This is a genomic window from Candidatus Nitrosarchaeum limnium BG20, assembly GCF_000241145.1.
In the GTDB taxonomy this organism is placed as follows: Archaea; Thermoproteota; Nitrososphaeria; order Nitrososphaerales; family Nitrosopumilaceae; genus Nitrosarchaeum; species Nitrosarchaeum limnae.
In genome coordinates this window covers 1-20,308 of the sequence record NZ_AHJG01000092.1, presented here as the reverse complement: position 1 = coordinate 20,308, position 20,308 = coordinate 1, and the positions used below count along the sequence as shown (strand labels likewise).

The 20,308-nt window shown below is 33.6% G+C and carries 26 protein-coding genes and 2 tRNA genes; 13 read left to right on the top strand and 15 right to left on the bottom strand.

The genetic code is table 11. The features are described 5' to 3' along the window. The first annotated feature begins 5 nt into the window (after nucleotides 1-5). Nucleotides 6-1,532, top strand: coding sequence for a 4-hydroxyphenylacetate 3-hydroxylase family protein (locus BG20_RS02810; protein WP_007402375.1), 1,527 nt, complete (start codon nucleotides 6-8; stop codon nucleotides 1,530-1,532). A 42-nt stretch (nucleotides 1,533-1,574) separates the two neighbouring features. Here the strand turns inward: BG20_RS02810 and BG20_RS02805 are convergent, their stop codons facing one another. Both BG20_RS02805 and BG20_RS02800 read right to left on the bottom strand, forming a co-directional pair. Continuing rightward, nucleotides 1,575-2,246 carry a signal peptidase I gene (locus BG20_RS02805; protein ID WP_010190674.1) on the bottom strand — a complete coding sequence of 224 codons (672 nt, stop codon included), beginning with the start codon at nucleotides 2,244-2,246 and terminating at the stop codon, nucleotides 1,575-1,577. 39 nt (nucleotides 2,247-2,285) lie between these two features. Next, on the bottom strand, nucleotides 2,286-3,038 hold the full coding sequence (locus BG20_RS02800; RefSeq protein ID WP_010190672.1) for a PRC-barrel domain-containing protein: 753 nt from the start codon (nucleotides 3,036-3,038) through the stop codon (nucleotides 2,286-2,288). Nucleotides 3,039-3,162: 124 nt separating this feature from the next. Between BG20_RS02800 and trxA (BG20_RS02795) the strand changes: the two genes are divergently transcribed. After that, nucleotides 3,163-3,492, top strand: a complete 330-nt coding sequence (trxA, locus tag BG20_RS02795; protein ID WP_007402372.1) for a thioredoxin — start codon at nucleotides 3,163-3,165, stop codon at nucleotides 3,490-3,492. 150 nt (nucleotides 3,493-3,642) lie between these two features. Next, complete coding sequence (locus BG20_RS02790) at nucleotides 3,643-4,161, top strand: zinc ribbon domain-containing protein (protein ID WP_010190668.1); 519 nt, start codon at nucleotides 3,643-3,645, stop codon at nucleotides 4,159-4,161. Between the two features lie 20 nt (nucleotides 4,162-4,181). Here the strand turns inward: BG20_RS02790 and BG20_RS02785 are convergent, their stop codons facing one another. After that, a complete protein-coding gene (locus BG20_RS02785) occupies nucleotides 4,182-4,541 on the bottom strand; it encodes a zinc ribbon domain-containing protein (protein WP_010190666.1) in 360 nt (119 codons plus the stop codon). 50 nt (nucleotides 4,542-4,591) lie between these two features. Continuing rightward, nucleotides 4,592-4,663: transfer RNA gene (locus BG20_RS02780), tRNA-Ala, on the bottom strand. 127 nt (nucleotides 4,664-4,790) lie between these two features. Here BG20_RS02780 and BG20_RS02775 point away from each other — a divergent pair. Both BG20_RS02775 and BG20_RS02770 read left to right on the top strand, forming a co-directional pair. After that, on the top strand, nucleotides 4,791-6,182 hold the full coding sequence (locus BG20_RS02775; RefSeq protein ID WP_048097008.1) for a dihydroorotase: 1,392 nt from the start codon (nucleotides 4,791-4,793) through the stop codon (nucleotides 6,180-6,182). A 67-nt stretch (nucleotides 6,183-6,249) separates the two neighbouring features. After that, a complete protein-coding gene (locus BG20_RS02770) occupies nucleotides 6,250-6,753 on the top strand; it encodes a cupredoxin domain-containing protein (protein WP_010190664.1) in 504 nt (167 codons plus the stop codon). Nucleotides 6,754-7,159: 406 nt separating this feature from the next. On the opposite strand, the gene rpiA is transcribed toward BG20_RS02770, so the two are convergent. The 7 genes from rpiA to BG20_RS02740 all read right to left on the bottom strand — a co-directional run bounded on the left by rpiA (nucleotide 7,160) and on the right by BG20_RS02740 (nucleotide 10,957). Beyond that, nucleotides 7,160-7,834, bottom strand: a complete 675-nt coding sequence (rpiA, locus tag BG20_RS02765; protein WP_007402367.1) for a ribose-5-phosphate isomerase RpiA — start codon at nucleotides 7,832-7,834, stop codon at nucleotides 7,160-7,162. Beyond that, a complete protein-coding gene (locus tag BG20_RS02760; protein ID WP_010190662.1) occupies nucleotides 7,835-8,767 on the bottom strand; it encodes a hypothetical protein in 933 nt (310 codons plus the stop codon). Further along, nucleotides 8,768-8,935 (bottom strand): 50S ribosomal protein L37e, encoded by a 168-nt coding sequence (locus BG20_RS11830; RefSeq protein WP_010190661.1) that lies wholly within the window; start codon nucleotides 8,933-8,935, stop codon nucleotides 8,768-8,770. Between the two features lie 10 nt (nucleotides 8,936-8,945). Then, on the bottom strand, nucleotides 8,946-9,182 hold the full coding sequence (locus tag BG20_RS02755) for an LSm family protein (protein ID WP_007402365.1): 237 nt from the start codon (nucleotides 9,180-9,182) through the stop codon (nucleotides 8,946-8,948). A gap of 44 nt (nucleotides 9,183-9,226) precedes the next feature. Further along, complete coding sequence (locus tag BG20_RS02750) at nucleotides 9,227-9,961, bottom strand: creatininase family protein (RefSeq protein WP_048097011.1); 735 nt, start codon at nucleotides 9,959-9,961, stop codon at nucleotides 9,227-9,229. Nucleotides 9,962-9,966: 5 nt separating this feature from the next. After that, on the bottom strand, nucleotides 9,967-10,815 hold the full coding sequence (locus tag BG20_RS02745; protein WP_010190659.1) for a formyltetrahydrofolate deformylase: 849 nt from the start codon (nucleotides 10,813-10,815) through the stop codon (nucleotides 9,967-9,969). Nucleotides 10,816-10,872: 57 nt separating this feature from the next. Beyond that, a tRNA-Leu gene (locus BG20_RS02740) sits at nucleotides 10,873-10,957 on the bottom strand. Between the two features lie 47 nt (nucleotides 10,958-11,004). Between BG20_RS02740 and glmM the strand changes: the two genes are divergently transcribed. Genes glmM through infB form a run of 6 tightly spaced genes read left to right on the top strand, consistent with a single transcriptional unit; the run spans nucleotide 11,005 to nucleotide 15,416 of the window. Further along, the gene (glmM, locus tag BG20_RS02735; protein ID WP_010190658.1) at nucleotides 11,005-12,396 is read left to right on the top strand and encodes a phosphoglucosamine mutase; all 1,392 of its coding nucleotides are present in this window, start codon (nucleotides 11,005-11,007) and stop codon (nucleotides 12,394-12,396) included. 20 nt (nucleotides 12,397-12,416) lie between these two features. After that, a complete protein-coding gene (gene rpl7ae, locus BG20_RS02730) occupies nucleotides 12,417-12,803 on the top strand; it encodes a 50S ribosomal protein L7Ae (protein WP_007402361.1) in 387 nt (128 codons plus the stop codon). Next, nucleotides 12,800-13,012, top strand: coding sequence for a 30S ribosomal protein S28e (locus BG20_RS02725; protein WP_007402360.1), 213 nt, complete (start codon nucleotides 12,800-12,802; stop codon nucleotides 13,010-13,012). Before rpl7ae ends, BG20_RS02725 begins: the two co-directional genes overlap by 4 nt. Nucleotides 13,013-13,021: 9 nt before the next feature. Next, a complete protein-coding gene (locus BG20_RS02720) occupies nucleotides 13,022-13,225 on the top strand; it encodes a 50S ribosomal protein L24e (RefSeq protein WP_007402359.1) in 204 nt (67 codons plus the stop codon). Nucleotides 13,226-13,227: 2 nt separating this feature from the next. Further along, nucleotides 13,228-13,629, top strand: coding sequence for a nucleoside-diphosphate kinase (gene ndk, locus BG20_RS02715; protein WP_010190654.1), 402 nt, complete (start codon nucleotides 13,228-13,230; stop codon nucleotides 13,627-13,629). A gap of 5 nt (nucleotides 13,630-13,634) precedes the next feature. Further along, a complete protein-coding gene (infB, locus tag BG20_RS02710; RefSeq protein ID WP_081477521.1) occupies nucleotides 13,635-15,416 on the top strand; it encodes a translation initiation factor IF-2 in 1,782 nt (593 codons plus the stop codon). Here the strand turns inward: infB and trxA (BG20_RS02705) are convergent. From trxA (BG20_RS02705) to BG20_RS02695, 4 genes are all read right to left on the bottom strand, one after another. Then, nucleotides 15,413-15,814 carry a thioredoxin gene (gene trxA, locus BG20_RS02705; RefSeq protein ID WP_010190653.1) on the bottom strand — a complete coding sequence of 134 codons (402 nt, stop codon included), beginning with the start codon at nucleotides 15,812-15,814 and terminating at the stop codon, nucleotides 15,413-15,415. The genes infB and trxA (BG20_RS02705) overlap by 4 nt on opposite strands. 80 nt (nucleotides 15,815-15,894) lie before the next feature. Beyond that, nucleotides 15,895-16,041 (bottom strand): hypothetical protein, encoded by a 147-nt coding sequence (locus tag BG20_RS12625; protein WP_193353008.1) that lies wholly within the window; start codon nucleotides 16,039-16,041, stop codon nucleotides 15,895-15,897. Between the two features lie 31 nt (nucleotides 16,042-16,072). Then, nucleotides 16,073-17,599: a CFI-box-CTERM domain-containing protein gene (locus BG20_RS02700; protein WP_010190642.1), complete on the bottom strand. Its 1,527-nt coding sequence runs from the start codon at nucleotides 17,597-17,599 to the stop codon at nucleotides 16,073-16,075. A 79-nt stretch (nucleotides 17,600-17,678) separates the two neighbouring features. After that, nucleotides 17,679-18,095, bottom strand: coding sequence for an archease (locus tag BG20_RS02695; RefSeq protein ID WP_010190640.1), 417 nt, complete (start codon nucleotides 18,093-18,095; stop codon nucleotides 17,679-17,681). Nucleotides 18,096-18,344: 249 nt separating this feature from the next. Here BG20_RS02695 and BG20_RS02690 point away from each other — a divergent pair, with 249 nt between their 5' ends. Together BG20_RS02690 and BG20_RS02685 are read left to right on the top strand one after the other, a co-directional pair. After that, on the top strand, nucleotides 18,345-19,727 hold the full coding sequence (locus BG20_RS02690; protein ID WP_010190638.1) for a hypothetical protein: 1,383 nt from the start codon (nucleotides 18,345-18,347) through the stop codon (nucleotides 19,725-19,727). Between the two features lie 83 nt (nucleotides 19,728-19,810). Continuing rightward, nucleotides 19,811-20,308: ATP phosphoribosyltransferase regulatory subunit (locus BG20_RS02685; protein WP_010190636.1), on the top strand; the 498-nt coding region annotated here is incomplete at its 3' end.

Below are 20,308 nucleotides of genomic sequence, written 5' to 3'. Positions count from 1 at the left end.
GTTACATGGCTAATGTCTTAAAGACAATTAGAACTGGAAATGATTATATCGAAAGTCTAAGGGGCAGAGATCTCAAAGTTTACCTATTTGGTGAGCTAGTAAAAGAGCCTGTAGATCATCCAATGATTAGACCTTCAATTAATGCAGTTGCAGAGACATATGACTTGGCTGTTCGAGAAGAGGAACTTGCATCAGCACATTCATCACTTACAGGATTAACAGTTAACAGATTTTTACATATTGCAGAAAGTGCTCAAGATTTAGTTTTACAAAATAAGATGCAAAGAAAACTGGGACAAAACACTGGAACCTGTTTTCAGAGATGTGTTGGAATGGATGCACTAAACGCATTACATTCAACTACATTTGAAATCGATGAAAAATACAAAACAAACTACCATAAACGATTTTTAGAATTTGTAAAGATGATGCAAAAAGAAAATCTTGTGATTGGCGGTGCAATGACTGATCCAAAAGGAGACAGAAGCAAAGGACCTGCAGAACAAGATGATCCTGATTTGTTTACTAGAGTAGTTTCTAAAGATGATAAAGGAATCTATGTTTCAGGAGCTAAAGCACACCAAACCGGATGTATTAACTCTCATTGGATAATTTTAATGCCAACAGTAAGATTGACTGAAAATGATAAAGATTGGGCAGTTGTTGGCGCAATACCTGCAGATGCTAAAGGAGTGACTTACATCTATGGTAGACAATCTTGTGACACTAGAAGTATGGAAGAAGGTGATATTGATGATGGTAATGCAAAGTTTGGTGGACAAGAAGCATTAATGATTTTAGAAAATGTATTCATTCCATGGGATAAAGTGTTCATGTATGGAGAATATGAATTTGCATCTATGCTAATTGAACGCTTTACTTGTTATCATAGACGTAGCTATGTGTGTAAAACTGGTTTAGGTGATGTCTTAATTGGTGCAGCCGCTGCAATTGCTGATTATAATGGTGTTCCAAACGTATCTCATATTAAAGACAAAATTATTGAGATGACTCATCTAAATGAAACAATTTTTGCAGCAGGAATAGCTTCGTCTCATCAAGGTCATAAAATGAAATCAGGTGTATATCTTAATGAAGACATGCTTGCCCAAGTCTGTAAACATAATGTAACTAGATTCCCCTATGAAATCAGTAGACTGGCACAAGATATTGCTGGTGGATTAGTAGTAACATTACCATCTGAAAAAGATTTCCGACATCCAATTGCAGGACCAATGCTAAAAAAATATCTTAAAGGACGTAAGGGTGCAGACGTTGAAAATAGAATGAGAATACTTCGATTAATTGAGAATATGACACTGGGAAGAAATGCAGTTGGATACCTTACTGAATCAATGCATGGTGCAGGTTCTCCACAAGCCCAAAGGATTCAAATGCAACGACAAATGCAAATTGGATACAAAAAGAACCTTGCAAAAAATCTTGCAGGAATTACAAACGATATTGAAAAACCAAATGAACCATCTGATTATTTCAATAGAGTTTTCAAGACTAAAGACTCTGTTTTATAGTGAAAGTAATTATCTTTAGAATCTAAATTTGTTTTAAGAAAATTATTTTTGGTCTTTTCCAGATTCTTCTGATTCTGGGAGTTTACTCTCTTCATGTTTAGAATATTCTTTGTCTTTTTCTAATTTCTCTAATTCTGGAATATCTACAGTTGACTCTATTTGAGAATCATTTGTATCTGGTATGCCTTGTATTGCTATCTCTTTTTCATTTTTCTTTTTGTATACCTGTTTTACAATCATGATTCCTACAACAATTACAATTATGATATAGTTTATCGGTGGTTTTAATAATTGAGTAACATATCCTAATTGAGGAATTACATAAGCAACTTTACCGATATAGTCTTCTTTAGTGATTGGAAAATCTGTCCCTGGAATAGATGCTGGATTTGCATCTCCTTTGGTTCTAATGGTTTTTGGTTCATCATCAATTATTGATGCGACTCTGTGAACAATTACTCTGTCATGAGTTGTTGGGCGATTAAAGACAATGATATCTCCAACTTTAATGTCTTCAAATGGCACATGTCCTTGAACAATCAAAACATCATATACTTCCAAAACAGGAATCATACTGCCGCTTGCCACTACGTAAAATGGATTCTGTGTTCCAAATACAACTTGTAAACTAATCCAAATTACAATTACACCTATAGCGACAATTATGATGTCTTTGAGTATTCCTTTAGACATTGATTTTTTGTTAAATTTCATCATATATCCTAATCTTTGATTGATAGAATTTATGAGCACTTATTGTAGCTTACTGCCACATTCTTCACAGAACTTGGACCCTTCTTTATTTGAAAATCCACATTTTGCACATTTTCCTGGTTGACTTTGTTGAATCTCAACAGTTGGATTTCCTAAAAGAATGATCTCTCCCACTTTTCTTATGTTACTCCATGGAACACTTCCTTCAGTTCCATCATTTTTTATAATTAACAAAACAACTGATTGATTTGAATCAATACCAACTTGTTTTGCTTTTCCAATCTTTCTTGCATTTTCGTCATAAACTGATAATCCTTCAATTGAACTAATTGAGGTAGCTGGGCCAGGTTGTGTTGTTTGCTGTGTTGGCACTTCTTTTGGTGGAGTTTGTACTATTGGTTCGGGTTTAGGAATTTGTGTAGTTTGACTAGACGGTTCTAATGGTTTTGCACTTCCAACTTCAACCATTTCATTTTGTTTTTTAAATTCTCTATACTCTGCAATTGTTGCACTACATGTATTACAAATATACTGACCTTTTTCTGCAAGAATTAAATTTTCTGCAACTTCTTCATTTGGATTTTCGTATTCTATTTTTGGAGGACCTTCAAATTCTTTTTCACATGTATTACAAAAGTACTTTGTAATTTTTTGACTATCCAATCTTCCAATTGGTGCTAAAAACAGATCTGGACCTCCTAAATTTCCTTTCATTTGTTGTTGATCATTAACTGATGCCATAACATAGCCACCAGACCCTCTTAATTTTTTTAGTCTAAGTTCAGTACTCATATCTCAGATTTATTGAAACGACATTTAAGTATATATCACTAAATCTGTTTTTTCTTTTACGACAAAAAATACGGTGTTAATTCTGGTGAACATTTTTAGGTATGTTCGATAAATTATGATTATCATGGGAATAATAGAAGTTTCAGATGCAAAGTCTTGGGAAATCAATGTCTCCAATTCTGACATACCTGTATTTGTTGACTTTTGGGCTCAATGGTGTGGTCCATGTAGAATGGTGGGCCCAGTAGTTGAAGAATTAGCAAATGACTATCAAGGCAAAGTAAAATTTGTAAAAGTCAATGTTGATGAAGCAAATGAATTAGCATCAAAATACAATGTCTTTAGCATTCCAACCTTGATAATCCTTAACAAAGGTGAAGTAGTTAGTCAGCAAGTTGGTGCAGCATCAAAAGAATCATACAAAAATATGATTGACAGAGCATTACAAGCATAAATTATTACATATTTTTCTATTTTTTGTAATTCTATATTGGATTTAGAATTAGTTTTGCCTAAGAATTCTGTGCATGAGAAATCAAAAAATGAAATAATTTTCAATTAAGTGATCCTAAAGTAATTAATATTCCAAAAGCAAAGCATGTGTATGTCATTTGGTGAAGTAGATACCCTCAACATGCTATTTGATAAGCTACAAAGCTTGTTTGATGATTCTCAAGGATACTATGAATCATTTCTTGATACTAATAATATGTACAAAAAAGGTCTTTTGAGTGATAAAGAATTCTTTCAAAAACTAGGAGATTATGTTGTTGCATATTCTGCATTAGAATTTCTTGCAATCAAAGTACTTTTTGAGCTAAAAAAATCACGTGGTTCAGGTTCCGGTAACACTCAATCTCCTGGATTGATGCCAGGAATGGGACAACCTGGAATGAGTGGAATGGGAATGCCAAGAACTGGCTCAGCACAAAATCCAGTTGGTGGTCCTCCTGGAATAGTATCTGCCCAACAGGCATTTGGAGATGTTGGAACATTACCATCACCAGATCCAGCTCTTGTACCAAGAAGAACCGTCACATCTGATGGAAATGGATGCAAATCTTGTGGTTCCGCATTAAGACCAAATGCAAAGTTTTGCACAAAATGTGGAACTAAAACATAAAATTAAAAATTATTTTAAATTTAATCCTGGGTTGTACCACATTCAGGACAGAACTTTGCTGTCTTTGATAATGTAGTACCACATTCAGAACAAAATTTGCCATCAGGACTTGGTTCTGCAAATGCATTTCCATAGACATTGGAACTTTTTACAGCACCTGATGGTTCGTATTTGTCATCGTCAATTAAAATCGGTGCAAAGTCTTGCTCCACCATGAATGTTAGCATTCTTGGTAGTGAGTTTTCTTTGTTTTCCGGATCTGGAACTGTATCTCCTAACCAAAATGCAAATCTCATTAGAGTTAGTTCTGGAGTAGAAAATGCAAGAGTGTGTTTTGACATGTATTCTTGTGCAGCTTTTTTCCCATCAAAAACCTTCATAGAATTTTGTAATCACTGTTTATGTATAATAGTTTCTGGAAAAATTTTAATGGACCGGGGGGGAATTGAACCCCCGACATCCTCGTTGCGAACGAGGCATTATACCACTAAACCACCGGCCCTTCCATTACCTCTCTGAACTGTGTTTTTATTCATTTTCTCATTATCGAAATGACTCATTTACTATGGAATAATTCATTTTCATATCATCTCAACGCATAATAGACTGCGAAACATGAATTTTTTTTGATGACGTATGACACCGTGATCATAAACTCACATGTAATTTTACCTCAAGGAATGCTTGATAAAAATATCATAATAGATGAAGGAAAAATTGTTGGTTTTACAAATGATATTCCTGCATGTGATCACAAAATTAACGGAAATGGTCTAATCTCCATACCTGGCCCAATTGATACTCATGTGCATTATGGAGTGTATTCTCCTATTGATCAGGCTGCAAAGACTGAATCTCATGCAGCAGCTATTGGAGGAATAACGACTATGATGAGAATGTTACGACTTGGAAATTCGTTTAAAGCCTCATTACCTGAACAACTAGAAGCTGCATCAAAAAATCACTATGTGGATTATGCAATTCATGCATCTATTTTTACTCCTCAACAAATCAACGAAATGCCTTATTGTATTGAACAAGGAATCACTTCATTTAAAATTTACATGAATCTTGGTGGTGATGTTGGACATGTCTATATGGACATGCCTCCATATTCATCTACATTATCTGAAGCAACAGTTGATGTAAATGATAAACTTGTTGAAGAGATTGTAAAAACTGCCGCATCATTAGGCTGTCCTGTATTGGTTCATGCAGAAGACTATGAGTCATGTGCATGTGGAATAAAAACAGCTAAAGAGAAAAAACGTGATGGTCTTCCTGCATGGTCTGAAAGTAGATCACCTGATTTTGAAGCTAAGGCAATCAAAACAATTTCTAAATTTGGACGAGATTATGGATGTACAATTTACTTTGTTCATATAGGTTCTCAAAAAGCATTAGAACAAATCAAAATAGAACGAAATCTGGGAAGTAAAATTTTTGTTGAAACATGTCCTCACTATCTTACAATATCATATGAAAATCAAAAAGGATATCTAGCTAAAGTAATGCCTCCAATCAGAACAGCACAAGATAATGCAGCCGTATGGAATGCATTATCTAATAATTTAATTGATACAATAGGAACAGATCATGTTGCAAATCAATTAAAACTAAAACTTGGTGGAACAGATGTTTGGAGTGCCTTGGCAGGTTTTCCTGGTATAGGTACTGCTTTACCACTTTTGTTAAGCGAGGGAGTAAACAAAAATAGAATCACTCTTGAACAACTCATTCGATTTACAAGTACTAACGCTGCTAAGATATTTGGAATGTATCCTAGAAAAGGCACTTTAGACAAAGATGCTGATGCTGATATCACCATGATAGATTTGAAAAAAGAACAAAAAGTATCATCTGAATTGTTTGGCAGTTTTTCTGATTATATTGTATATGAGGGCATGTCTTTGAAGGGCTGGCCTGTAAAAACAATAGTGAGAGGTCAGATAGTGGCAGAAGATTTTCAAGTTATAGGAAGACTGGGACATGGAAAATTTGTAAAAAGACATATCCGATAAAACATCTTTTTTACAAAATGTCCATATGTTAATAAAAGGAAACAATGACAAACCAACTAGTTCTTGAATGGCAAAGAAACTAAAATCAAATCCAAAAACTAAACCAAAATTTTCAATGACTACCCTAATTATAATTGGAGTAATAGTGGCTATATCTGTTGGTGGAGGCTATTATGCATATCAATCAATGATTCCTGTAAATTTAGATTATCCAGTCTTTATGGCAGCTGAGAATGTTTTAATTAAAACTGGAGTATCAGCTGATGGACATTACGTGTTTAGTCATCAATCTAGTCGTGGTGGAAAGCAAGTGATACAAAATGGAATGACTAGTCCTACATGGACAATTCCCAAAGGAAATCTTGTTACAATTCATCTAATTAATGAAATAACAAACAAACCTTCGGAAAAATCTCTTCACAATTTCAATATAGATGAATTTAATGTACACTCTAAAAATCTTGGATACTTTGATACACAATCCATTACATTTTTGGCCGATAAATCAGGCCAATTCACTTATCATTGTACCGTTCATCCAGAGATGAAAGGACTACTCATTATTCAATAATTTAATGAATTGGATCTTAAGACCAGCAACGATAAGTTGTTTGGTGAGAGTTCCAATCAAACTAGTTATGTCAAATTAGTATTTAGATCATTCTGATAACTTCTACGTGATTCTTTTAAATAAAATTTGAAAAATTATTATGGTTTTCATACAGTGCTGGAGTCATTTGCTTGTATGTTGGCTACTGTCGTCCTAGACTTGGGCACTTTGGCCCAAGCCTATTTTATTAATCTGATAATAATGGATCATTGATCTGAACAAATTATTCATGGATCTTTTAAACTACTTTTCACTATACTTTGATATGTTAGAGAATAGTAATGAATCAAAATTTTCATGGGAAGAAATTAGAGGATTATCATGGCTAATTCTAGATGATGAATGAATCTCAATCTAACCTACTTTTTTAAATAATCTCAAATTTGCCGCCAGTCTTTGCTTTGTAAATCACATCTGGTTTTCTGAGAAATATTCCTGATTCCATCACTCCAGTAATCTGCTTGATTTTTTGTGTGAGTGATTTTGGATTTTTGATTGTTCCAAAATTACAATCTAGAATAATATTTCCATTTTCTGTAAAAAATGGATATCCTCTATCAAGTGAACGTAGTTGTGCATTTCCTCCTAATTTCCTGATTGCATCAATTACAGAATTTCTTGCAAGAGGATGGACCTCCACTGGAACTTCTCTTGTAAAGTTTTTCACAAATTTTGATTTATCTGCCATAACCACTACTTTTTTAGAAAGATTAAACAAAATGTTTTCTCTTAACAGAGCTCCACCACCACCTTTAATGACAAATTTCTGTGAGTCGATTTGATCTGCACCATCAAATACGACATCAATGTATTCTACATGATCAGCTTCAACTAATGGAATGCCTCCTTTTTCAGCAATTAATTTTATCTGCAATGATGTTGGAACTGCTTTAATGCTGTAATTTTTTATTTTAATAAAAGATGAAAGTGATTTCACAAATGAAGTTGCGGCTCTACCACTTCCTAATCCAATGACAAAACCATCTTTTACAAATTTTAATGCATCAGTTGACAATGCCTCTATGGCATCATCGTAGGACAATCACTCTACCTCTGCTTGCTCAATCTTGGAGAGAACTTTCATAATTTCTCCTTTGATTTTATCTAAATCATCTGAATTATCTTCATCAAAATCATCTTCAAGTACAATATTTGGATTTAACTTTGGTTCTGGAAGTGCTTTATGCTCAGTTATTTTTGCAACTTCTTTATTGATATCTGGTTTTGTTTCAAATTTTATTTCCGGTTTTGCACTGATCTCTTGAATTATCTCGATTTTTTCTTGTATCTTTGGCTGTTCTGTTTCTACTTTGATCTCTTTTTTTGGCTGAGTAATCTCTTGAATTATTTCTTCTTTTGGTTCAATTGATTTTTTAAATAATGGAAATTCTGGTTCTTTGTTAGAAAATCTTGTTAATGTAGTTAGTTCAAATGATTGTCTTGATTTTGGTTGTGGAATTACAATAGGATCCAGTTTTGTCTCTTTTGGTTTCTCAAAGTCAAACACTTTTTTGTTTGTTTTAATTTCTTGCTTGGCCTCCTGCGTCTCTTCTTTTTTGCTTTCTGGAACTGTTACATTTGCAATCTTTGATGATAATTCATAAAGCCTATCATCGAGTTTTGATAACTTTTGATCCATCAATGTTATCAATCCATCACCCACTGGTCCCAAATCTGGGTGGTTACTTGCATCTTCTAGTTTTTCTAATCTAGCTAATACAATTCCTAATTGATGTTGATATTTTAATAATAATTTATCACGTTGAATTTTTGGAAATTCTAAATCTGACTGATATAATCTAGAAATGGTTTTTGTAAGTATGTCCTTTTCAATTTTTAAAGAATTGATTTGACTTTTTATGTGAGAACTGGCACCCAGACTCAGTAATTGTGTCTTATTTCTTGGCATTTTTCTTGCGGCAGCTGCCGTAGCAACACCTGCTAATGAACTAAGAATTATTGCAATCTCTTGCATCTACGTATACCATTTAATCCAAGAGTACTTTCTGCGTTTAGCCTCTGGAAAACCGCAACTTGCACATTGGTGGTGACGTCTATGAAATGCATTGTTTCCACATCTTCTACATCTGATGTGTACTTTTTTCTTTGTAAAGCCACCCATTGAAGTTGTGCCTCGCGTCATCTCATATCACCTAATTTGTTGCTGGTGGAGGAGATATCATTACAACATTGTCTCCTCTGACGACGATGGTGCCTAGGCTTTTTGAATTGCCCTCAACAGGAATTTCTTCTGATGAGTCAAGTAGCAGGTTCATGTGCTGATCAAAACCAAGTAAGTTACCTCTAATGGTTTTGCCGCCTTTGAGCTTTATCAATACAATTTGATTGATACTCTCATCCAATACTTTTACTGCCATATCAACGGACATTATATCACTTATTGACTTTGATAATGAGGGATTATATTAAAATTTCATTGGTGTAACTTTAAACTATGCCCAGTAAGGCAAGTTTGACACTTTTTTTCAAGATTTCTGATGATTTCATCTAAAATTATCTGACCGTCTTTTTTTGATGCTTTTCTTGGATCTCCCCAAATTCCATTTTTAGTTACTTTAGGAAATGATATTTCTGCTAACTGTCCTAATTTTTTGATTTGCTGTTGTTTCATTCCATCTGTTACAAGTCCCTTCTTTGCCAATTTCATCTTAACATTATTTGATACTGCCAACATAAGTGAAGTCTCAACAAATCCTGCATGATCAAACTCTCTTTTCATAAAGTGCCAATATGATAATGAAAAAACTCTTAGTCTATTTCCTGATATCTGCTGTAGTTTCCTATCGATGTTTTTTAGCGGTTTTAGGTTTCCATGATGTCCATTAATAATAAAAATTGTTTTGATATTATTTACAAAAAGTGATGTGCATAAATCAATTACAATTGAACGAAGTGTCGATTCTTTGATACTTAGATTAAAAAATGGAGCATGTTCATATGAAACTCCATATGTTATTGTGGGCAAAAGAAGAAAATCTTTCTTTTTTGATAATCGTTTTGCCACCTCTGTGACTATATCAGAATCAGTGGAAATTGGCAAGTGAGGTCCATGTTGCTCTATTGAGCCTATTGGAATTACTGCAACCTGATTTTTCTTTTTAATTATTTTTCTTAAAATAGGATCATACTGAGATCTAATTTCTGTCATCTGATTCACTTAGATTTGACATGGACTTTTCTCCATCTTACTTCAAGTTTGTTTTCTAGGTGCATCTTTACTGCTTTAAGTAAAGTATCTGCTTCCAGTTTTTGACCTTTGGCTTTAATTTCCTCTAGGGTATCATTTGGATCCACTTTAAAAGAATCCTGAAAAATTATTGGTCCTTGATCCAAATTTTCAGTTACATAATGAGATGTTACCCCGACAATTTTTGTTCCTCGTTCGTATGCTTGTGCGTATGCAAGAGCACCTGGAAATGCGGGAAGTAGTGATGGATGAATATTGATAATTCTATTTGGATATCTCCAAACAAAGTTTGGACTAAGAATTTTCATGTACCTTGCAAGTACAATCAAATCAATCTCATATTTCTTACAAATTGCAATTATTTTTTCTTCAGCCTTTTCTTGATTTGTCTCCTCTAGTACTACAAACGGGATCTTTGCTTTCTTTGCTATTGGTTCTAATGTTTTTTCTGTTCCTATTATTATTGATATGATTCCATTGAGTGTTTTCTTTTTGGAAGCCTCAAGTATAGTTTCTAAACAAAGTGGTTCCTTGGTAACCATTATTGCAATGTTTTTTTCTGCATTTGTTTCATGGTGCGTACTCACATCCATCTTTTCTATTTTTGATAGTAATTGGATTCCTGAATCAAATTTTTCTACATCAACTGTCTTTGTAAAGGAAGCTTCAAGATACATTCCAAAAAGACCTTTGATTACGTTTTGATTTATTTTTTCAATGTTTCCACCGTTTTCAAATACAAAATTAGTAAAAGCGGCAACTATGCCCTCTCTGTCTTTTCCGACTACTGTAATCCCAATCACAGTTTTTTTCATAACTTTTTTTGATCTCTATTTTCTCATTATTAATCATTCACAGAAATGTACCACTAATGCGGGAGGTGGGATTTGAACCCACGAACTCCTAAGAGATAGGGTCCTAAGCCCTACGCCTTTGGCCAGGCTGGGCGACTCCCGCATCGGACATGCCATTAAACACAAATTTATCTATTATTGAAGTGAACTATGGCAAAATTTTTTGGAACTAATGGTATACGAGGAGTCTTTTCTGAAGATTTCACATTAGAATTTGTACATGATATGACACTTGCAATTGCAACATATTTCAAAAGAGGACCAATATTGATAGGATATGATGGAAGAGAATCTAGTCCAATAATTTCAAAAGTTGTATGTTCTGCATTAAATTATGCTGGACTTGATTGCAATGTTGCAGGACTTGTTCCAACACCTTGTCTTGAGTATGCTGTAAAATCACTTGGTTATTCTGGAGGAATTATGATTACTGCATCTCATAATCCACCACAGTATAATGGCATCAAACCTGCTGCAAAAGATGGAGTAGAGATTTCTCGTGAAGATGAACTCATAATTGAAGATATTTTTCTTAAAAAAAATTGGATAAAAAATCCTCCAAAATGGGGAATTACAGGAAAAGAGGATAAAGCAATTGATGTGTATATCAATGGAATCATTTCTCAGATAGATTCAAAAAAGATTAAATCAAAAAATCTTAAAGTTGTCTTAGATCTTGGAAATGGAGCACAAGCAGTAACTGCTCCTTTATTTTGTAAATCAATTGGATGTGAAATATTTTTGATAAATGAAAAAATAGATGGCTTGTTTTCTGGACGTGGATCAGAGCCAACACCACAAAATTTATCTGAACTTTCTAAAATCGTTCTACAAAATAAAGCAGATCTCGGAATTGCATTTGATGGAGATGGTGATCGTAGTATTTTTTGTGATGATAAAGGTGAAATACTTACAGGTGACAAATCTGCACTTGTTCTTACAAAGTTTATCTTAAAAAATAATCCAAATTCATTAGTTGTTACTTGTTTGAATTCTGGCTCAAGCATTGAACGTGTTGCAAATGAATTTAATTCAAAAGTGATACGAACCAAAGTTGGGAGTGTTGAGGTTTCACGAAAGATGGTTCCAACAAATGCACTGATAGGTTTTGAAGAAAATGGTGGATTCATGTTTGGAAAGCATAATCAAGTAAGAGATGGTTGTATGACTTTAGCTTTAATGTTAGAACTTTTGGCTAATTCTGAAAAATCGCTTTCTGAAATAATCTTAGATCTTCCCCCTTCATTTACTACAAAAGATAAGATTTCATGTTCTTATGATAATTCTCAAAAATTAATCAAATTTCTCAAAGATGAATTTCCAAACTCTGATACTACAGATGGTATTAAAATTTCAAGTGACTCTAAAAATTGGGTAATGATTAGACCAAGTGGAACAGAACCTATCATTAGAATATATGGAGAAGCTGAAAGTCAACAAAAACTTGATACTTTAATGTCAAAATACATACAAAAAGCCAAGTCCGTCATTTCCGACAACACTTTTAAAACCAATCCGAAACATGATTGGAATGGAGAATGATCCCTAAAGGGTGACATAGTATGGGTAAAGCTTATTATGTAAAATTTGAGACGCCTGAAGAACTCGTAAATCCAATCTTGGAGGCTGTTAGAGTTGCATCTAGTAGTGGTAAAGTCAAGAAAGGAACCAATGAAGCCACAAAGGCCATTGAACGAGGAACAAGCAAACTTATCGTTATTGCCGAAGATGTTGAACCACCGGAGGTAGTTGCTCATCTTCCAATTCTATGTGAAGAACAGGGTGCAGCATATGCATTTGTTCCAAGCAAACAAGAATTGGGAAAGTCTTTGGGCATTGACATTACTTCTGCCGCTGCAGCAATTTTAGATGCTGGTGATGCACAACACATAGTTGATCAGGTTGTCTCAGCAATTGCTAAAATTAAAGGTGGAAAGACTAGCAAATGAGTACTACAACTGACGACGTAACTCAATCTGAAATTATTCAAATTGTTGGTAGAACTGGTATTGCTGGCGAAGTCATTCAAGTTAGAGTAAAAGTTCTTTCTGGTAAGGATAAAGGTAGAATTCTTACTAGAAATGTAAAAGGTTCTGTTAGAATTGGAGAAATTCTAATGCTTAGAGAAACTGAGCGAGAAGCAAAGAAAATTCATTAGGTGAAATAGATGAGTCTTTTAGTTAAACCATGCAGTTTTTGTGCAAGACCTGTTGCAAAAGGTTCTGGTACAATGCTTGCAAAAAATGATGGAACTGTCTTGTGGTTTTGTTCTGCTAAATGCAAGAAAAATGCACTAGAATTGAAACGTGATCCAAGAAAATTAAAGTGGACCAAAAAATACGTCAAGGGCGGAATTCAACACAAGAAATAAAATTGACTCAACAAACTCTTTTCATTGTAAAACCAGACGCAGTAGCTAGAAAACTTACTGGCGAAGTCATTGCAAGATTTGAAAGAAAGGGTTTCAAACTTTTAAAATTGAAAATGTTTACTTTTACACAAAAACAAGCTGAAAATTTCTATGGAGTCCATAAGGATAAACCATTTTTTGGTGAACTAACATCATTTATCACATCTGGACCTGTTGTGGCAGCTATAATTGAAGGTAATAATGCAATTGCAACTACTAGAATTATGATTGGTGCTACAAAATCATTTGAGGCTGCACCTGGTTCTATCCGAGGCGATTTTGGATTGGGCTTTAGTGACAATATCATTCATGCATCTGATTCACAAGAAAGTTTTGATCACGAATCGAGGGTAGCATTTGAGTGATCTGATTGCAAATTCGTCAACCCATCGTGGTAGTTCTTGGTCACGTAGACTCTGGTAAAACATCTCTCTTAGATAGAATTAGAGGAACCGGCGTTCAAGGTAGAGAAGCAGGAGGAATTACACAACATATTGGTGCAAGTTTTCTCCCAACTGAAACAATCAAAGAAACATGTGGTCCATTATACAAAAAATTACAAGAATCTGAAAATCAAGTTCCAGGAATTTTGGTAATTGATACCCCTGGACATGAGGTTTTTACAAATCTTAGGGCAAGAGGAGGATCTGCTGCAGATATTGCTATACTCGTAGTTGATGTTAATCGAGGATTTCAACCTCAAACAAATGAAAGTTTAAAAATTCTTCAAAGCAGAAAAGTTCCATTTGTTGTTGCATTAAACAAGTGTGATCAAATCTCTGGATGGCGAAAGTCAGATACTAAATTTATCACTCAGGCAATAAAAGAACAAGATGCCTTTATCCAAACAGATCTAGATCAAAAAATATACGATGTAGTGGGAACTTTGTCCATTTTAGGATATCAATCAGAAGCGTTTTACCGAGTTAAAGATTTTAAATCTGAAATAGCAATTGTTCCAATCTCTGCAAGATCTGGTGTTGGAATTCCTGAATTACTTGCAGTATTAGTTGGATTGACTCAACAATATTTACAAAAAAGATTAGATCAGAAAGAAAAAGAATCTAGAGGAATTGTACTTGAAGTTAACGAAGAAGTTGGATTGGGCCATACGGCAAATATTATTTTGATTGATGGTAGTATTAAAAAAACTGATTCAATTATAGTTGCAAAAAGAGATTCGGTTATTATTACAAAACCAAAAGCAATTCTTTTACCTAAACCTCTTGACGAAATGAGAGATCCCCGAGATAAATTCAAACCTGTACAAAGTGTTGATGCAGCGGCAGGGCTCAAAATAGCATCACCTGATCTTGAAGGTGTATTACCTGGTAGTACACTTTATGTCGCATCAAATCAATCCGATATTGCAAGATATACTAAATTAATTGAATCTGAAATGAAATCCGTATTTATTGATACAGAAACAAACGGCGTTGTTTTAAAATGTGATACAATTGGTTCTCTTGAAGCAATTGTTGAAATGCTTCGACGTTCTCAAGTTCCAATAGCCAAAGCAGACATTGGACCAGTAAATCGTCGTGATGTCATGGAAACTAGAGCGATTAAAGAAAATGATAGACATCTTGGAGTGATTTTGGCATTTAATGTAAAAGTACTTCCAGATGCAAAAGAAGAAGCAGACGATGGTCATATCAAAATTTTTGAAGATAAAATAATTTACAGTCTAATTGATAATTACAATGCTTGGGTAAGTGAAGATACTGCAAATGAAGCAGATGCAATTTTTGCAGAGCTTATTCCTGTATCTAAATTTACATTTCTTAAGGGCTATGTTTTTAGAAATACTGATCCTGCCGTATTTGGAATTAAAATTGATGTTGGTACTTTAAAACAAAAAGTACCTTTTATGAATAAAGAAGGGAAAAAAATTGGCATTATTCATCAACTCCAACTAGATAAAAAAACTGTAGTTTCTGCCAAAGCAGGACAAGAAGTTGCATGTTCTGTTCAAGGTATTACTATTGGTAGACATATTTTCGAAGAAGAAGTATTTTACACACTCCCACCAACTCATGATGCAAAACTACTTTTAGCAAAATTCATGTACAAACTCAGCTCCGAAGAACAACAAATTCTAAATGAAATAGTTGAAATTCAACGAACTAAAGATGCAGCTTATGCATACTAGTTTGAATATTTTTTACAAATCATATGAATTCCAGGTGCACCCACTGCTCCCATCATTTTATCTACGATTTGTCCTGATTTGAACATGATAAACATTGGAATTGATTGTACTGCAAATCTCATCGCAATATTTTGATTTTGATCTACATTAACTCGAGCAAATTTTATCTTTGGATATTTACTTGAAAGACTTTCAAATACTGGATGCATCATTTTACAAGGTCCACACCATTCTGCCCAAAAATCTACTAAAGTAGGATTCACAGAAGAAATTATCTCATTAAAATTTGAATTGTTCAAATCAACTATTCCTGGTTTAATTTGAGGTTGGTTTTGTTGTCTGATCATCTCTTCTAATTTTCTTTGCTTTATCTTTGCAATTTCAGGATCATCTGACAATACACACAAACAATATCTTTCTATTAAAAAATCTATGTCGAGTATTTAGAAAAATATTTTTTAAAAAATGCTTATTATTTTTAATCTGTTTCTGATTTGATTGGCATTGCTTCATATCTTCTTGATTTGCATATTGGACATTCGTCAATGTATTTTGTCATGCTTACAGATGTGTATACAATCCCGCAATCCCCACAAATTCTAATATTTCTGCTTAGTTTGCCCATGTTATCGTAAATGTTCTTTATGATTAAAAACTTAGTCGTGTTTTTTCTTTTTAATACCATAAAATAACATGGCAGGTGCTACAAAATACATTCCCACATTAAGTATAATCAAAGATATTCCATACCCTATCACTTTAGCTTCTGAATCCATATCCACATGATTCAGGATAGATAGACTAGAAATCATTGGGGTTAGTGTAATCTTTAATGCTTCTTTAAACACTGGATTTTCTCTTTCCCAATCAGCAATAGTTGGACTAAATGAATAGTAGAATTGATTGAATGTACTCATAAACGACGTACCTGATTCTGTTTTGAGTAAAGAGTTGTCTCGTAGTTCTCTTAATTGTTGTACTTGTGGTGCCAGTTCTGAGCCATATGTTGCAGTAGCAATTAGACAACCACCGCCTTTTGAAGCATTCTCAGCTACACATGAATCTCCCACCAGTTTTGTTCCCGGACCACATTGTCCAATTTCTGAACCCTTAACTGAGGGTTCTTCAACTTTAGGAATCTCTGTTGTTGGCTCTGCTAATCCAACTGCTTGATAAATCGATGTATACTCTGGAAAATTTGTATCAAACCATTTTTTGTAAGTTGGCTCGTTATTGTATCTGTCAACATAAGACTGTGGATCTTTTGTTGGATCAACAAAGGAAGCAAGTGGTTTTGGCTCTGCTAATCCAACTGCTTGATAAATCGATGTATACTCTGGAAAATTTGTATCAAACCATTTTTTGTAAGTTGGCTCGTTATTGTATCTGTCAACATAAGACTGTGGATCTTTTGTTGGATCAACAAAAGATGCAATTCCTAATTCTTTAATTGGTTCAGGAGTTGGTTCTGTTTCTGACTCTGGTATAACTTCGGGTTCTTTTACTGGAGTAGGATCCTGTTGTATTACAGGCGCTGGTTTAGTTACTGTAATTTTTACACTTTGCTTATCTTCTGATGAATTTTTTTGTGCGACTATATCAAAAACATATGAACCTGGACTTTGAGATTCTGTTGGAGTCCATGTGAATTGTCCTGTTTCACTGTTTATTGATGCACCTGTAGGTGCATCTTCAAGACTGAATATTACATCTGGAACTGATTCTGTCAATGTAGCTTGAAATACTATTGTCTTTTTTGCTTCAACTGTTTTATCGGCAATTGAATTAATTGTTAGTACAAAGTCAGGAACTAAATCAACTCTGTCTCCATTAAATTCCACTAGCAAAGATTTATGATTTTCAATTTGATCTGTAAATGCTGTAACATTGTAAATTCCATTAATAGAAAAAACACTCTTTACTGTTTTAGGAATTGTCTCGTATTGACCTTCAGCATCTGAAAAACCACCAAGTAATGTCGCCTTTCCATTAGGATCTCTAACTACAATGTTGATAACAGTATTTCCTTCACTTTCAGTTCCAATAAATGATATTGAATCATTAATTGTGTAAAAACTCTGTTTCATAGAAAGTGACGTAACATCTGCATAGATTGGGGAAACCATTAATGCAATTAATGAAAATATAGCAAGTGCTGTAAAAACACCTAGTTTTGCCTGCATAATATGATCTGAAATGGATTTACTTTTAAAAAACACGGATAAATTCTTCTATTAATTTGATAATAAAATTTCACCAAATTCAAAGATCAAGTAAAAACCTCATAAACACACCATTATTCTGTTCAATTTTCATCTCATAAAATGTGGGTGCTTTGATTTCAACCTTGAAATTATGTTTTAAAAAATCAAGAGGTTCACCATAAGCTTTGGCTATGATTTTGTAGCCCTTGTTTTCTTGAATTTCCAGTTCTATTCTCTTTATTGCAAACCCTTCAGTAATCAACACAAAAGTAATTTCTTCTAGCCAACTAAACAAAACATATCTCAGATCTTTTCCATGAGCTACAATTTCTTTTTGCTCTTTTTCTTCTACTTTATCTTGATCAAGTGTGATGTTAATTACAGCATTAGCGGTAACCAAAAATGCTTCTTTTAGATCTTTTGCAGTTACCTCGATAAATGCATCTGTAGCATGTTCTAAGAATTTGTAACTCAACTATGTTTTTGAAATCTCGCTAATTATTAATTTAGATGGTATTAATTTCAATCTTTGATGTATAATGACAAAATTTTTTGTATTTTCTAGTATAAATTACCATACAATATGAGATAAACTTTCAAAGAATTCATGATTAATTGAAATAACCTTTATTTCATAATTTTAAAAATTTTTTAGTTATTGCTAATAACCATTTCTACTTTTTAATCCGTTATTCTTTATATGGACTGTTTCATTTTTTTAATAATGAAAAAAATTCGACTTCTAAGCGTTGTTTTTTCACTGATTATGATTACAGGTGTAACAGCCGGTAATGCAGCGTTTGCTGTATCAGATGAACATCCTCTTGAAGACCGACTAGATAATTTCTGTAAAATGACTGATGAAGAAAAACGTCAATTATTTGCAGATCATCCTAGAGTAGCACAGTTCAAAGACAGATTAGCAAAATTCTGTGAACTTTCTGATGATGAAAGAGAAATTGCAATAGATACCTTCATCGATGAGAATTTTCCAGAGGCAAGAGATAACGAAAGTTATGATATTGACGATATGCTAGATAGATACTGTGAAATGTCTGACGCAGAAAAAAAAGATTTCATTTCAATGCATGATAAGTCATCAGATCATGTTGCAAGAATGAATGCATATTGTGAACTAGATGAAGATAAACGAGATGCATACATTGCTGAACATAAAGATGAATATCAAATGTATAGCGACCAAGACATGCAAACACATCTAGATCTATACTGTAAAATGTCTGATGAAGACAAGAAAGCAGTTTTGGCTAAACATGACAAAGTAACAGATCTAGTAATTATGGACAAATACTGTACTCTAGATGAAAATGGAAGAATGAGCTTCATCAAAGAACACAGAGATGAATACAAAGCTCAAATGAAAGACAAAATGTCAGATAAAATCAAAGATAAACGTCCTCATTTGGATTATGACAGACTATGTACTTTATCTGAATCTGATCGTGCATTAGAAATTGTTGATTCTCAAGTACTCGATAAAATCTCAAAATTATGTGCAATGACACCACAAGAGAGAGAAAAATACAAAAATGAAAGTCATGATGAGATGAAAGACAAAATGATGGATAAAATTCACGATAAAATGATGTCTGATATGTCACCACGTCTCAAATCTATGATCATTAACAAGTATGATGTCTCTGATGAAAGATTGGATGAAATTAAGATGAAATACATAGAAAAACATGGTGATTTGACTGATGAGAAAAGATTCGAACTCAAAATGAAGTTTGAAAATTACATGTCTTCAATCAAATCTAAAATGTCTGATGAGCGCAAATCTGCAATTCATGACAGATTAACAGATATGAAGGCATTCAAGTCAGAACTCCGTGAGAGATCATCTGAAATGACTGATGAGGAAAAACAACAACTTAGAGCAGATTTCATTGAAAAGGCAAAAGACATGCAGCTAGCATGGATTTCACCACGTATTCAAATGAACGCTGGTATTGATATGCAAGAAATTGAATGTCGTGAAGGATTTAGCCTTGTAATGAAAGCATCAAACGGAATGCCAATGTGTCTCAAATCAAACACCGCACTCAAGTTGATTGAAAAAGGTATTGCAGTTCCTGCAAACTAATTTTTCTTTTTTTTAAAAACTGCCTAGTTCTGCATAGTTATTAGAGAAATATCTAAATCAGAACCATCTAACAACTAATCATCTTGGAATTACCGCGTGGAATGAAAGACTTTGAAGAACAGGAAAATGCAAATATTGAACATATTAGAGAGCATTTTAAAAAATTATCAAATTTATACGGATTTTCCTTTGTAGACCCTTCTCCAATTGAGTTGTTATCTGTATTGGAAACAAAATCAGGACCTGCAATTAAAGATGAGATATATTATTTTAAAGATAAAGGAGATAGAGAGGTTGCATTACGATTTGACTTTACTGTGGGTTTGACAAGGTATGCAACTTTACAAAAATCAATGAGACTGCCAGCAAAATTCTCCGCATTTGGTGGAGTCTTTAGATATGACGAACCACAAAAAGGCCGCTATCGCTATTTTCACCAATGGGATGTAGAAATTTATGGAAAACCTGGACTAGAATCAGAGGCTGAAATCATTGAATTAACTTCTAGATTGTTTGATTCTTTATTGCTCAAAGATATTGTAATTGATATCAATCATAGAAATCTAGTTGAATCATTTATC

Coding starts and splice junctions, on each gene's coding strand:
- BG20_RS02810 (WP_007402375.1), top strand. CDS start 6: ATGGCTAATGTCTTAAAGACAATTAGAACTGGAAATGATTATATCGAA.
- BG20_RS02805 (WP_010190674.1), bottom strand. CDS start 2,246: ATGAAATTTAACAAAAAATCAATGTCTAAAGGAATACTCAAAGACATC.
- BG20_RS02800 (WP_010190672.1), bottom strand. CDS start 3,038: ATGAGTACTGAACTTAGACTAAAAAAATTAAGAGGGTCTGGTGGCTAT.
- trxA (WP_007402372.1), top strand. CDS start 3,163: ATGGGAATAATAGAAGTTTCAGATGCAAAGTCTTGGGAAATCAATGTC.
- BG20_RS02790 (WP_010190668.1), top strand. CDS start 3,643: ATGTCATTTGGTGAAGTAGATACCCTCAACATGCTATTTGATAAGCTA.
- BG20_RS02785 (WP_010190666.1), bottom strand. CDS start 4,541: ATGAAGGTTTTTGATGGGAAAAAAGCTGCACAAGAATACATGTCAAAA.
- BG20_RS02775 (WP_048097008.1), top strand. CDS start 4,791: ATGACGTATGACACCGTGATCATAAACTCACATGTAATTTTACCTCAA.
- BG20_RS02770 (WP_010190664.1), top strand. CDS start 6,250: ATGGCAAAGAAACTAAAATCAAATCCAAAAACTAAACCAAAATTTTCA.
- BG20_RS02760 (WP_010190662.1), bottom strand. CDS start 8,767: ATGCAAGAGATTGCAATAATTCTTAGTTCATTAGCAGGTGTTGCTACG.
- BG20_RS11830 (WP_010190661.1), bottom strand. CDS start 8,935: ATGACGCGAGGCACAACTTCAATGGGTGGCTTTACAAAGAAAAAAGTA.
- BG20_RS02755 (WP_007402365.1), bottom strand. CDS start 9,182: ATGTCCGTTGATATGGCAGTAAAAGTATTGGATGAGAGTATCAATCAA.
- BG20_RS02750 (WP_048097011.1), bottom strand. CDS start 9,961: ATGACAGAAATTAGATCTCAGTATGATCCTATTTTAAGAAAAATAATT.
- BG20_RS02745 (WP_010190659.1), bottom strand. CDS start 10,815: ATGAAAAAAACTGTGATTGGGATTACAGTAGTCGGAAAAGACAGAGAG.
- glmM (WP_010190658.1), top strand. CDS start 11,005: ATGGCAAAATTTTTTGGAACTAATGGTATACGAGGAGTCTTTTCTGAA.
- rpl7ae (WP_007402361.1), top strand. CDS start 12,417: ATGGGTAAAGCTTATTATGTAAAATTTGAGACGCCTGAAGAACTCGTA.
- BG20_RS02725 (WP_007402360.1), top strand. CDS start 12,800: ATGAGTACTACAACTGACGACGTAACTCAATCTGAAATTATTCAAATT.
- BG20_RS02720 (WP_007402359.1), top strand. CDS start 13,022: ATGAGTCTTTTAGTTAAACCATGCAGTTTTTGTGCAAGACCTGTTGCA.
- BG20_RS12625 (WP_193353008.1), bottom strand. CDS start 16,041: ATGGGCAAACTAAGCAGAAATATTAGAATTTGTGGGGATTGCGGGATT.
- BG20_RS02700 (WP_010190642.1), bottom strand. CDS start 17,599: ATGCAGGCAAAACTAGGTGTTTTTACAGCACTTGCTATATTTTCATTA.
- BG20_RS02690 (WP_010190638.1), top strand. CDS start 18,345: ATGAAAAAAATTCGACTTCTAAGCGTTGTTTTTTCACTGATTATGATT.